Origin of the sequence: Phaeodactylibacter xiamenensis (assembly GCF_000759025.1) — a bacterium.
Classification (GTDB): domain Bacteria; phylum Bacteroidota; class Bacteroidia; order Chitinophagales; family Saprospiraceae; genus Phaeodactylibacter; species Phaeodactylibacter xiamenensis.
Genome location: NZ_JPOS01000004.1, coordinates 1 through 13,395, shown reverse-complemented (window position 1 = coordinate 13,395; position 13,395 = coordinate 1). Strand labels below are relative to the sequence as shown.

The window sequence follows — 13,395 nt, the reverse complement described above, 5'->3', positions numbered from 1 at the left end:
AGCAGGCAAACAAAGAACGGGGCAGCGGATATCCGCTGCCCCGTTTTATATGTCGTACTAAGTCTGTTACAAATTAAGCGCCAAGGTAAGACTTCAACAGCTTGCTCCGGTTCGCGGAACGCAGCTTGTTGATGGCCTTGTCCTTGATTTGGCGGACACGCTCCCGTGTCAGGCCAAACTTCTCGCCGATATCTTCCAGTGACATAGGGTGCTCTACACCAATGCCAAAGTAAAGCTTGATCACGTCGCACTGACGCTCCGTTAGCGTACTCAGGGAGCGCTCAATTTCGCGGCGCAGTGATTCTTTATAATCCAGCTTGGAGTCTGTATTCGGAGTGCTGCTGTTCTCAAGCACATCGAGCAGGGAGTTGTCTTCCCCTTCCACGAAAGGTGCATCCATGGAAACGTGGCGGGCGGCTACCCCAAGGGTGGTTTCCACTTCCTCAGTAGCAATTTCCAGCGTTTCTGCCAGTTCGTCTGCGGATGGCTCGCGCTCGTATTCCTGCTCAAGCTCGGAGAAGGCTTTGTTGATCTTGTTTAGAGAACCCACTTTGTTTAGAGGCAGGCGAACAATACGGGACTGCTCTGCCAGTGCCTGCAGGATGGACTGCCGAATCCACCAAACGGCGTAGGAAATAAATTTGAAACCACGGGTCTCATCAAAACGCTGAGCGGCCTTGATCAGTCCCAGGTTACCTTCATTAATAAGGTCACTTAGAGAGAGACCTTGATTCTGATATTGCTTGGCTACGGATACAACGAAGCGCAAGTTGGCTTTGGTCAGCTTCTCCAGAGCTGCCTGATCGCCCTGCTTGATTCGTTTGGCGAGATCCACTTCCTCCTCTGGAGTCAACAAGTCTACCTTGCCAATCTCCTGAAGGTATTTTTCCAGGGATTGACTCTCACGATTAGTAATAGACTTAGTAATCTTAAGCTGTCTCATGTACGCTAAATTTAATTAATGTTTACAAAGGTAGTGTTCTGTACGGTGCAAACCGGAGTAGATATGGTGGGATTCAATCACGTAAGCCAGGCAGATGCCGTGGTCGGAAAAAAGTGTTGCTTGAATTACCTGCATAGTTTTTATGCCCTGCTTTACAAATGCCTTGGTTCTTAAACGGCTTACAGCCCACAAAAATAAGGCTTTTTTGCCTTGAAGTCAATAGCCTCTTAATATAGGCTTAACTTACATACAAGCAACGCCACAACGGCTAAGATAGTTTCCTGCAATCCAAAAACCTGAAAAGAGGATTGAAAATTTTGCTAAGGCAGGCTTCGTGCGCATGGTGTTTGGCTTTGGGTTGTTGCACCCTTATTTGTTATGGGGCGGGCATAGGAGGGGAGGAGCCTTTATTTTTGGAAAAATCATTTTTTTATTCTTTATTGTGGGGCAGCATAGGATGTGTAGCGGTATTTGAAGCAAAGCTTGTTGGCACAATCGAATGTTCAACAGGCCTTCCCCCTTCTCCGTCATTCTTCCTGCCTGATTTTCCAATAACCCTACTGCACATGGAAAGAGTTAAATTTACCTTAGAATTCATCTTCAAAGCTTCTCCGGCTATCGTCTACAAGTTCTTTACCACGCCTTCCTGCCTCGTCCGTTGGTTTTGTGATGAAGTAGACATTCAGGGAGAGACCTATACCTTCTCGTGGAGCGGATCCGAAGAAGAAGCCGAACTGATCGAAGACATCGAAAACGAAAAACTTCGCTTTCGGTGGGAGGAGGCAGAAGAAGAAGAATATCTTGAGTTTGATATCTCAAAGTCTCCGGTTACCGGCGAAACCATTTTAGTCATTACGGACTTCTGCGATGACGATGAAGTTGATGATCAAAAGCAGCTTTGGCATAGCCAAATGGAAGACCTGAGAAAGGAAATGGGGGGCTAAACAATCCCCAGCTTAATCTTCTGTTTGCTTATCTTTTTTCAAAAGCGCGAAAAGCAGCAGGATTACTGCGCCCACCAACAGAAGCCCCGCAAGGAAAAAGAAAAAGCCTCCTGCCGAACCACCAAAAGCAATAACACCCAATACGATACCGCCTACAAGCATTGCACTCCCTAAAATAAGGCTCAGGGTGCGCTTGCCGGCGTTGTTTTCGGAAGCTACCTTTCTTTGTGCTCGTTCTTTCCAACGTTCCACGCGCTTTTCCAATCGCTTTTGTTGCCGGTCAAACCGGCGAAGGGTGCGCTGTTCTTTTTGGGACAAAGCTGCCTCCGGAACTGCTACCGCTGCCTGAACCGGAGCAGCGGCTGTTAAGAAAATCAAGCTGATCAGCATAGCAAACAATGAAGTCTTCATGGCTATTTGTGTTATCTTTTCAAATAAAATGGAGGGGGTGAAAAATGGAGGGAATAAGGTCCAAAATAAGAAAAATTACACAGATTCACAGCGCTTTCTTCTGTAGAGAATACGTATATTTATTTTCAGTGGCTTTGCGGCGGTTGTGCCCTGTGGTCCGCAACAACCTTATTCGTAAACCTGATTTTACCATTTTAAGCCTTTAAAAAGATGATCGTAACCTTTGGGATGACCCTCGATGATGCGCCCTTGCCCGCCATAAGCACCAATCAGTCCGGTCAGGCAGTATTTGGGCCGCAGGGGCTGGTGCGCTATCTCGAAACCATATTAGGCCTGCCTGACATTCCCAAAGATAACGAGTACCTGCGCATTGAACAGTACCGTCAGCAATTGGGGCATTACCTGCGCTCAGCTCCTGGTGCCTTTTTCAGCGCCTCTTTTCAGACCGACCCTTTCGCCGTAGCTACTGATATGCTTGGGCGGCGGGATGAGTTGATGATGGCGGGCTGGGATTTTGAACGCCACCCCGGGATGCCGGAACGGCTAAAATGTATTGCCGAACTGGAAGCCCGGATAAAAGGCTTGTCCGTAGGGCTGGCCACTGGTTTTGCTGACCGGCTGATCGAAATCATTGCCGAAGTGGAAAAGGGGGAGCTGCCTTTCGAAAAACTAGTCTGCCAGGAACCTCAGGAATTGCTGCCGAATGGGATCCAAAGGCTGCTTGAAGCCCTGTACAGCCAAGGCCTTGAAATGGTTTGGAATGCCCCGCCTCAGGCAAATGGAGACAGTGACCTCGCCCGCCTGCAGAGTAGTCTGCTGGCGGATGTGAAGGGCAAACCTGAGAAAGTGCGTTTGAAGGGTGACGGCTCTCTCCTTTTGCTTCAGGGGAAAAGAGATACGGAGCTATCAGCCTATTTTGCCAGTTTGCTGCGTCAGAATGAAAGCTACCGCCCTGCTCTGGTAGTACCCGGTCAGTGTCAGTCCCTGGAGCACGCTCTTTCACAGGAAGGGCTCCCTGAACTGGGGCTGCTTTCGGCTTCTCTGGCCCGCCCAACCCTGCAAGTACTGAAGCTGGCCACGGTTTTTCTCTGGGAGCCGATCGACCCTTATAAAGTCATGGAGTTCGTTTCGTTGGCGGTGAAGCCCCTTGAAAGAGGGCTGGCTAATAAAATTGCCTTGCTGATGGCTGAACGGCCCGGGCTGTTCGGAGAAAAGTGGAGCACTACAATTGCAGCTTATTTTAGAGCACTTGAAGAGGAAGCCTCCGGCAGCCCCAGTGAAGATGACCCGGTGCGGGCAGGGCAGCAGTACAAATTCTGGTTCAAGCGGGATCGGTTTCCGGTATCCGGCCGGGTACCTAAGTCGCAGGCCATCGAGGTTTTCGATTATCTTGCGAACTGGGCGCAGGCCTATACAGAGGGGGAAAACAGCAATAACACTTCCTTCCTGGTATTGGCCGAACAGGCACGCCGGATTAGTGCCCTGCTTTATGCCCTGCCGGAAGAACAGCTGACTGCACTGGAATTGGAACGGGTGGTGCGCACGATTTACGAACCTGCTCCGGTACAGCTCAACCGCCGTGCTCAGGGCTTCCTGCGGTATACCAATAGAGCCGGCAGTGTTACAGGGCCGGTTAGTGACCTGGTTTGGTGGAACTTCGCTCAGGCAGAGAAAGCTTACTTTTTTTCCCGCTGGTACGAACCGGAACGTCAATACCTTACCAAGGAGGGCATAAAACTCACGGGGCCGGAGCAGGAAAATGCACTGCAGCTATGGCACCGGCTCAGGCCTTTGTTACATGCCACTGACCGGCTGATGCTTGTGGCACCTGAGCACATCAATGGGCAGGAAGTGAACCCGCACCCGATTATGGGAGACCTGGAAGCCCGTTGTGAAGGGCTGGAGCAGATCATTTGTACCCTGGAAGAAGGCGGGCTCGAAAGGTGGTTTGCCCCTCCTGCCACGACTTCCCTGCAGGTTCGTGGGCTCGGTCGCCCGGTACCGTTCATTCATATTATAAAAGGTGCAGGGCATTTGGCTAAGCCGGAAGAAAGGGCATCCTACAGCAGCCTGAGTGATTTGTTTTATTATCCACACAAATGGCTGTTCCGTTACAAGGCGGACCTCCGCCCTTCTGCTCTCCTAAGCATTGTAGATGAGCGGGCGTTGCAGGGCAATCTGGCGCACCGGTTTTTTGAAGAGCTGCTAAAGCAAGAATCGGCCCACCGATGGACGCAGGAGCAGGTAGTCCGCTACCTGGAGTCTATTGAGCAGGAGCTGCTAAAAAAAGAAGGTACCGTATTGCTGATGTACGGCAGAGAGCCGGAGCGGGTCCGTTTTATGGAACTGGTCAAGCGCTCGGCCTGGAATCTGATCCGGCATATTCAGGAAGGTGGCTGGGCTATTGCTGCTACCGAGCAAGCCCTGGAAGGTACTTTTGTGAGCGCTCATCTGAAAGGTTATGCTGACCTGGTGCTCAAGCGAGGCGAAGAGTACTGTATTCTCGATCTCAAATGGTCGGGTATGGGGTACCGGGAGGCCCTGTTGCGCAATGAAGAAGATTTACAGTTAGTATTGTACGCTAAGATGCTGGGGCAGGATAGAGGTTGGCCACACACCGCTTTCTACATCATCAATAAAGGGAAGATCCTTGCCCGGAACAATCATGCTTTTAAGGCAGCTGAAGCTATTATGCCTGACACCGATACGGGCGAGGTCAATCAGCGTATCTGGGACCGCATGATCAAAACCTACAACTGGAGATTGGCACAAATCCAAAACGGGCAGGTAGAAATCCGGTGTGAGGAAACCGCCGCTGACCTCGACGCACACTATGCAGATGCTCCATGGCTGGAAATGCTGGAAATGAAAGCAGAGAATGCCGCTTTCGATGACTATCAGGTGTTGATAAACTTATGTGATTGACCCCCAAATTTCGAACCGGAGCTTTTTTTATAGAAAAAATTATAATAACTTGTCAACGTATTCTGTAAAGAGCGCATTGCTAACGCTTTGGGAAACCTACTCTACGTATTTGCGTATACAAACCTGACGAATGACATGTGTTTTGCAGAATCGTCAGGACAAATTACCCCTCATTTGTTTTTTGATGGATTCATTATTACAGCATCAGTGCTATCTTGCGCAGCACTGAATGATTGAGTTCAGCTATTTCATAATTCCAAAATAACTAACAACTATTTTGGCAGCTGGTAAAAGCCTTTGATTTCAAACTAAAAGAAGCTGGCATCAGATTTGCAGCTGTCAGAATAAAAAGTAAAACCGCAATTATCTATGAAGGTCAAAAGTCTACTACTCGGGATACTGAGCCTGTTGTTCGCGTCCACAACGGCTTGGGCCCAATTCCCGGTCAATTGTATTGATTACGCAACCATTGAGCTGCGTGGAGGAGGAACGGAAATCGTCACCTGTGAAGGTGATGGGCTGGCAGAGACCTACGACTTCTCGACCAGTACCCTGGCGATGCCATTTGGTTTTCTCATCACGGATGAGGACAACACCATCCTGCAGGTAAGCATCGACAACACCCTGAGCTTCGAAGGGCTGGGTGCAGGCAACTTTCGGGTTTGGGCGTTTGCCTGGCTGGGGCAGGTTACCGCAGAGCCCGGACAGAATGCCGAAACGGCTGACCTCGCCTCCATTTGTGGCGCCCTGACCACCAACTTCATTCCGGTGATCAACTTCGTGCCCGATGGAGGAGACGTATCGCTCTCTGATGGCAGTACATCACAGTTCATTTGCCCGGAAGACGGCATCTCGGACGTGCTGTCCTTTACTTCTACAGGCGATATGACGGCAGGCTATGTTTACCTGCTCACGGACGAGAACAATATTATCATTGAAATCATTGATGGCGACAGCTATGACTTCGACCTTTTGCCGGAAGGCAATTACCGGGTCTGGGGCCTGGCTTACGCCGGAGGCTTGCTGGCTCAGCCCGGAGACGATGCCGCTGCCACACAACTGGCAGAAGAATGCTTTGGGCTTTCTGACAACTTTATTGAGATCGACCGTGCCTTACCTGATGGGGGCACCGTGGCCCTCGAAGATGGCAGCACAGAAGCACTGGTTTGTGTGAATGACGGGCAGGCTGATGTGTTGACCTTCACCAACCAAACCACCGCTACTGCTCCCTATGTTTATGTGGTGACTGATGAGAATAACGTCATCCTAAGTATTGTCAGTGGTGACAGCTTCGACTTTGAAGATGCTCCTGTCGGTATTTGCCGGGTTTGGGGGCTTTCCTATACGGGCAACCTTACCGCAATGGAAGGTATGGATGCTGCCGCAACTGACCTTTCGGACGGTTGCTTCAACCTTTCTGACAATTTTGTCACGGTAGATCGTCAGGAAGCGGATGGCGCTACTGTGCGGCTTGAAGATGGTGGCGATGAGACCTTCGTTTGTGTAGGTGACGGTGTAGCTGATATACTTGGATTTGTCAATACTTCAGCCGGAGCGGACGAATATACCTACCTGATAACAGATACCGATAACAATATCCTTGCGATAGCCCCTTCCGGGAGCTTCGATTTTGAAGGCACCGATGTGGGCGTTTGCCGGGTTTGGGGCCTGGCTTACGGTGGAACACTTCTGGCGGAGGTTGGCGATAACGCCGCTACTGCAGCATTGGCTGATGGCTGCTTTGGCTTATCAGAGAACTTCATCACTGTCCGGCGCGAAGCGGTGGAAGGAGGTACAGTGGCCGCAGTGAGCGGGCTTGACCCCATCATCGTATGCCCTGATGGCACGCCTAATGTGATCGGCTTTGAAACGACGGGTACTTCCACGGGTACTTACGCCTATGTCATCACTACTGATGAGCTAATCATCGTAGACCTGGCAGATGGAGACACTTACGATTTTGATGCACTCATAGAAGGCACTTACTATGCCTGGGGCCTGGCTTACACCGGCAACCTCACGGCCGGGGCAGGAGATGATGCCTCAGCAGTAATACTTTCTGATGAGTGTAATGATCTTTCTGATAATTTTGTCACCGTAATTGTGGAAACGCCTAATGGTGGCACCGTAGCCACCGAAGACGGAGAGACCACCGTCTTTACCTGCCCTGGTGATGGAGTGGCAGACGTCATTGAGTTCGATAGCGCCGGTACTTCTCAGGGCGCTTACACCTACGTGATTACGGATGAGAATAATGAAATCCTGGCCCTGCCGGGCGGCGACAGCTTTGATTTTGACGATGCCCCTGCTGGTACGTGCCGGGTTTGGGGCCTGGCTTACTCCGGCAACATCACTGCCGAAGTAGGTGATATTGCTTCCGATGTGGAACTGACCGATGAGTGTTTCAGCCTTTCTGAAAACTTCATAACGGTGATTCGTCAAACACCGGATGGTGGAACAATCAGCCTGGACGGTGGGATTACAGAGGCCTTTACCTGTCCTGGCGATGGGATGGCTGATGTCCTCACTTTTGAGCGCATGGGTACTTATCCGGGGCCATTTGCCTATGTCATCACAGACGAGGATAATGTGATCCTGGATTTTGTCAATGGTAACAGCTACGACTTTGAGACCAATCAGACTGGGATTGTTCGTGTTTGGGGGGTCGCTTATACGGGGGCAATATCGGCAATGATTGGCGACACCGCTTCCGTAGCGATGCTGAGCGATGATTGCTTTGATCTTTCCGACAACTTCATCACCGTTGTGCGTGAGGTACCCGTAGGTGGAACGGTGGAGCTGGAAGGCGGTGGTGACCTTGCCTTTATTTGCCCGGACGACAGCCTTTCCAATGTGTTGGCCTTTGACAGCGCCGGCGTGGTAGGGCCCAACTTCATTTATGTGGTTACAGACCAGCAAAACATTATCCTCGATGCCTTCCCGGTGGATGTCTACGACTTCGAGACCAATCAAACCGGTATTGTGCGGGTTTGGGGCCTGGCTTACACCGGCAACCTGATTGCCGAGCCGGGAGATACGGCTTCCACGGCAATGCTTAGCGACGACTGCTTCAGCCTTTCTGAAAACTTTGTGGACGTCATCCGCGAAGTGCCCTTTGGCGGCGAGATTACCACAGAAGATGGTGAAACAACCGTCTACACCTGCCCGGGTGATGGCGTGGCGGATATCGTCTCTGTGGACAGTATTCTGGCTGCAATTACGCCATTTACTTATGTGATTACGGATGAGAACAACGTCATCCTGGACTTGCCGGGTGGCGATACCTTCGACTTTGACGGTGCACCGGCCGGTAATTGCCGGATTTGGGGCTTGTCCTACGTTGGCAATATCACGGCAGAGGTTGGTGATACCGCGTCTGCTGTTGCACTGGCCGATCAGTGCTTTGATCTTTCTCAGAACTTCATCACTGTAGTTCGTGAAGTGCCGGAGGGCGGTACAGTAGCTATGCCAAATGGCGAGACTACAATTTACACCTGCCCTGGCGACGGTATGCCGGATATTATCATGGCGGACAGCGCCAATACTTCTGCCGGTTTATACACTTACGTGATTACAGACGACAACAATATCATTTTGGACTTGCCTTCCGGCGATGCCTTCGACCTGGACGGCGCTCCTGCGGGAACTTGCCGAATTTGGGGCTTGGCTTATACGGGTAATATCACCGCTAATGTAGGAGATGATGCCGCTGCAGTAGGGCTGAGCGATGACTGCTTCGATCTGTCCGACAACTTCATCACTGTACTGCGGGAAACTCCGGAGGGCGGTATGGTTTCGACAACCTCCGGCGCTGAAATGGTGACAACCTGCCCTGGCGACGGCAATGCCGATGTCGTGACTTTCGACAGCACAGGAACAGCCGGACAGTATGTTTATGTACTGACGGACACCAATAATGTAATCATCGATTTGATCACCTCCGATGCATTTGATTTTGATGCAGGCGGTATCGGCATCAGCCGTGTATGGGGACTGGCGTATACCGGAACCATCACTGCGGCGCCCGGCGATAATGCGGCGGATGTGCCATTGAGTGATGATTGCTTCGACCTTTCCGATAACTTTATCACTATAGTCCGTGAAGTGCCGAATGGTGGCATTGTTCGTATCGAAGGCGGTGCAACCGAACTGTATGTTTGCCCTGGCAATGGTGTGCAAGATATCGTTAGCCTTGACAGCGCAGGCGTGTCGGGCAGCTTTATCTACCTGCTCACTGATGAAAATGATATCATTCTGACGACCATTACTGAAGATCAGGTAGATTTCGATGAGTTTGCAGAGAATGATTACCGTATATATGGTCTGGCTTATGCCGGGAACCTGGCTACAATCCTAATTGGTGCAGATGTGAATACCGATGTGCTGGCGGATGACTGCTTCACTGTATCGGATAACTTTGTTTCCATTTTCAGTCAGGTACCGGATGGCGGTATGGTGGCGACTACGGATGGAGAAACCGAGGTCGTAACTTGTCCTGGTGACGGTATGGAAGATGTGCTTGTTTTTGACAGCACTGGCACAGCAGGTCTTTACACCTATGTCCTCACCGATGAGAACAATGTAATCCTTGATCTGATAGCAGGCGACAGCTACGATTTTGAGCCGCTGGGCGAGGGCGTGGCCCGCGTATGGGGGCTTGCCTACACGGGTAATATCACCGCACAAGTAGGAGATGACGCTGGCGTAGTCGAACTTAGCGATGACTGTTTTGACCTTTCCGATAACTTCATCACGATTATTCGTGTAGAGCCTAATGCTGGTTCTATCGGGACGGTTGCCGGCCCAATCAGCCTGGACCTTTGCGTCGGGGACGGTGTGGCGGACTCTGTGGCTTTTGAAGTTACCGGGGCTTCTGATAATCCCTATGCTTACCTGATTACGGATGAGAATGACTTCCTGGTAAGTGCGATTGATTCAGTCTTTGATTTTGAAAATATTCAGGAAGGGACTTACCGTATCTATGGTGTGTCCTATACTGGGCAGATTTCCGTCCTTCCGGGTGCTAATATCTTCATTGATCCACTTTCTGATGATTGCTACGACCTGACGGGGCAGTTTGTCGAGATCAATGCAGTAGGCGTGGACGGCGGTGTCATCTTCACTGACTTAGGCATTGGTCAGGATGTGATCAGCATCTGTCAGGGAGACGGAGAGCCTAATGTCATCACGTTCTCCAACAGCTCAACTGCCACGGGTGCCAACTACACCTACGCGCTGACGAATGATGCTGGCATTATCCTCGGTTTTGTTCCGGGCGGGAATCAGTTTGACTTTGAGACCTCCGGTAGCGGGGCGGCAAGGATTTATGGCATTTCCTACACCGGTAACCTACTGGCAGGACCGGGTCAGGTGGTGACCAATATTCAGCTTTCTGATGGCTGTGCAGACCTTTCGGACAACTTTGTTACGGTTCTCAGAGATGCACCCGAAGGCGGAAGCCTGACCACAGGTGGCGGCGAAACCGATCTCCTGGTTTGTCTTGGGCCAACTGATGGCACGGTGGAGTTTGTAACCACAAGCGGTTCTTTCAACAGCTACCTCTACCTGCTTACGGATGTCAACAACATCGTCATTGATACGATCGAAAGCAGCAGCTTCAACTTTGCTCAATTGCCGGAAGGCGTATTCCGCATCTGGGGCTTGTCCTACAGCGGCCTGCTTAATGACCTTTTCGGAGAGGATGCCGCCGCCATTGAGCTCTCTACGAGCTGCTACGAACTTTCTGATAACTTCCTGACGATCACCCGTGGCCCTGCTGTGGACGGCGGAGTTTTGTCTGAAGTTGGCGGTACAGATACCGTGTACATCTGCCCTGGCGGTAATGCGCCCGACTTTGTAGTGGTTTCCACGACCAGTCAGGATCCGATCTATCGTTACATCATTACGAACCAGAATAATCAGGTCATCGTAGATGATATCGAAATTGATGTGATTGACTTTGAGGGCGCGATGCCGGGTATCTACCACATTTGGGGCGTGAGTCTGGAAGGGGACCTGAGCCTTAATTTTGGGAATGAAATCCCAACTACGCCAGCATCAGCAGACTGCTTCGAGTATTCGGAGAATTACATTACTGTAGTGTACGAAGGGCCGGAAGCAGGCACCATTTTTACTGATAATGGTGAGGACGAAGTGACCGTAACGGTAGGGGATACCATGCCTGACTTGCTGTCCTTTATCAATTTGGGCGCAAGCCAGAACATACCTTATCTGTACCTGATTACGGATACCGATAACCATATCCTGGATATTTCCGTTGATGGGACTTACGACTTCGAGAATACCTCAGTGGGCGTAAGCCGGATTTGGGGGCTTTCCTATACCGGTGAGCTGTTTGCGTTCCCGGGCAGCAATGCCGGTACAGACATGCTGAGCGAAGATTGCTGGGACCTTTCCGGCAACTTTATCACGGTAAACCGGGTAGAGGCACCGACTCTAGGCGAGCTAACGGTGGAACGTACAGCCGGGCCTGATGCTATCCTCAGCCTGGCTGCTGCACCAAATCCAGCTACACAGTTCCTGAACGTGCAGTTCTTCCTGGAAGAGGCGGCGGCTCCGCAGAGTATCCTCCGGGTGCTGAACAGTCAGGGGCAACTCGTGGAAACGGTACGCCTAGAAACGGCCAAGGGGACCAACAACCACACCTTTGAGGTGGCCAACTGGGTACCAGGGCTGTACGTACTGCACCTGCAAAACGGTGATGCTGCCAAAGCTGTTAAGGTGATGGTCGGCGGCCGTTAAAATAGTTCGGTAAAAGGTATAGAAAAGCCGGTATCAGAGCAATTTGATACCGGCTTTTCGATTACTGAAAATGTCAGGAACGAAATACGATCACAGAAGAGCTTTCCCTTGAGGGACCTGGATGGTTAAGCGTATCTGCGATTCCATCCATTAGAAATTATAAGTCAGGCCGAAGCGAAACTCAATGGGTGGGCCAAGGCTGTTTTCCGGCGCTAATGTATTGTAGAGCAGGTAAATGTCATACCCCCAGATACCGTTCCCATCATTGTAACCTGCTCCAACGTAGGCATTGCTACGGATGGATCTTGTGCTGATGATTTCATCATTGAAACTATCATATTCGGTTACAAACTCTTCATTATCAGCCCCGTACTCTAAATGGATGAAGAAGCTGCGGAATACTTTATAACGCGTAAATGCCCCAATGCCATAATCAAAGAGATTGGTAGTCGTTACCCGGTCTAATCCGGTTTGTAGCCGGTAGTGGGTGTATATTAGTGAAAAGCGTGGCCCTACAGAAAAGTTATCAGTGATCTTATAACCAATGAGCGGAGTAGCCCCCAGAGAGAATGTACTTTCCCCATTGGCGCCAAAAAAGCCCAGGATGATTCCCCCCCCATACCAAAGCCGGTGTGTAAACCCCTGGCTTTCGTCGAAGTAGCGGTCTGTGTCGCTGCGCTGTGCTGTAGCTGTGTTTTGGGCGATAGCTAACAGCATGAATACAGGAAAGGCAAATTGCATTATCTTTTTCATAATTGGCAGTTTTTGCAAAGTTGATCGGTTGGTAAAAATAAATAAACAGTCGAGTCTTCTATCTAAAGTCGTAAAATTAGCGATGTTTCGTTGGGCCGGGCAGCAAAACTAGCCAACAGACTACAAAACGGGCTTTTTTACCTCCTTAAAACGACTAAAAGAACAGCTGTCTTTTCTGTTCAGTTTAGAAATTTTATTTTTGTGTTTAGTTCGATTTCCAAACGCCATTTCATTGCCGTACACTTTTATTTTACGGGAAGTTCTTTGAAAATTGGAAAGAAAGATTTAAAGCATGCCTGACATAAAATCGGACAGCCCTCAGTCCAATCTGAAACACGGACAAGCTATCGATTCGGTCTTTACGGCAGAATTTACCCAACTGGGCTGAGGTTCGGGCATCAAACTCGAACAAGATACAGATGATGAAAGCCAGGCTAGCCACGATCAAGAGATTGAACAAGGTTTGAGGCTCTTCAATCCTGGTTTTATGAATGTGGAATCCGCGAGATTTGATATCGCCGAAAAAGGTTTCAATGTGATACCTCTTTCGGTAATATGTTTCGGCTTGCGGGCCATATTCCAAGCTGGTCAACAGATACAAAGGTCGGTCATATCGGGTCCGGTCATGCCAGATGAAGATTTTGTCAGCGTAATTGT

General features: G+C 50.2%; 6 protein-coding genes and 1 pseudogene. 3 read left to right on the top strand and 4 right to left on the bottom strand.

Annotated features, from left to right (window positions below):
- Positions 1–73 precede the first annotated feature (73 nt).
- Positions 74–943 carry a sigma-70 family RNA polymerase sigma factor gene (locus tag IX84_RS01590; RefSeq protein WP_044149981.1) on the bottom strand — a complete coding sequence of 290 codons (870 nt, stop codon included), beginning with the start codon at positions 941–943 and terminating at the stop codon, positions 74–76.
- A 566-nt stretch (positions 944–1,509) separates the two neighbouring features.
- On the opposite strand from IX84_RS01590, the gene IX84_RS01585 reads away from it, so the two are divergent.
- The gene (locus IX84_RS01585; RefSeq protein ID WP_044216004.1) at positions 1,510–1,887 is read left to right on the top strand and encodes an START-like domain-containing protein; all 378 of its coding nucleotides are present in this window, start codon (positions 1,510–1,512) and stop codon (positions 1,885–1,887) included.
- Positions 1,888–1,899: 12 nt separating this feature from the next.
- Here the strand turns inward: IX84_RS01585 and IX84_RS01580 are convergent, their stop codons facing one another.
- Positions 1,900–2,298, bottom strand: coding sequence for a hypothetical protein (locus IX84_RS01580; protein ID WP_044216003.1), 399 nt, complete (start codon positions 2,296–2,298; stop codon positions 1,900–1,902).
- Positions 2,299–2,508: 210 nt separating this feature from the next.
- Here IX84_RS01580 and IX84_RS01575 point away from each other — a divergent pair, with 210 nt between their 5' ends.
- Entirely contained in the window at positions 2,509–5,223 is a 2,715-nt protein-coding gene (locus IX84_RS01575) for a PD-(D/E)XK nuclease family protein (RefSeq protein WP_044216001.1), read from the top strand.
- Between the two features lie 369 nt (positions 5,224–5,592).
- A complete protein-coding gene (locus IX84_RS01570) occupies positions 5,593–11,985 on the top strand; it encodes a T9SS type A sorting domain-containing protein (RefSeq protein WP_044215999.1) in 6,393 nt (2,130 codons plus the stop codon).
- Between the two features lie 150 nt (positions 11,986–12,135).
- Here IX84_RS01570 and IX84_RS01565 read toward each other — a convergent pair whose 3' ends face one another.
- Entirely contained in the window at positions 12,136–12,738 is a 603-nt protein-coding gene (locus IX84_RS01565; RefSeq protein WP_044215997.1) for a hypothetical protein, read from the bottom strand.
- Positions 12,739–13,177: 439 nt separating this feature from the next.
- Positions 13,178–13,321, bottom strand: a pseudogene (locus tag IX84_RS34460) (transposase); the annotation flags it as partial.
- Between the last annotated feature and the right edge of the window lie 74 nt (positions 13,322–13,395).

Coding starts and splice junctions, on each gene's coding strand:
- IX84_RS01585 (WP_044216004.1), top strand. CDS start 1,510: ATGGAAAGAGTTAAATTTACCTTAGAATTCATCTTCAAAGCTTCTCCG.
- IX84_RS01570 (WP_044215999.1), top strand. CDS start 5,593: ATGAAGGTCAAAAGTCTACTACTCGGGATACTGAGCCTGTTGTTCGCG.
- IX84_RS01590 (WP_044149981.1), bottom strand. CDS start 943: ATGAGACAGCTTAAGATTACTAAGTCTATTACTAATCGTGAGAGTCAA.
- IX84_RS01565 (WP_044215997.1), bottom strand. CDS start 12,738: ATGAAAAAGATAATGCAATTTGCCTTTCCTGTATTCATGCTGTTAGCT.
- IX84_RS01575 (WP_044216001.1), top strand. CDS start 2,509: ATGATCGTAACCTTTGGGATGACCCTCGATGATGCGCCCTTGCCCGCC.
- IX84_RS01580 (WP_044216003.1), bottom strand. CDS start 2,298: ATGAAGACTTCATTGTTTGCTATGCTGATCAGCTTGATTTTCTTAACA.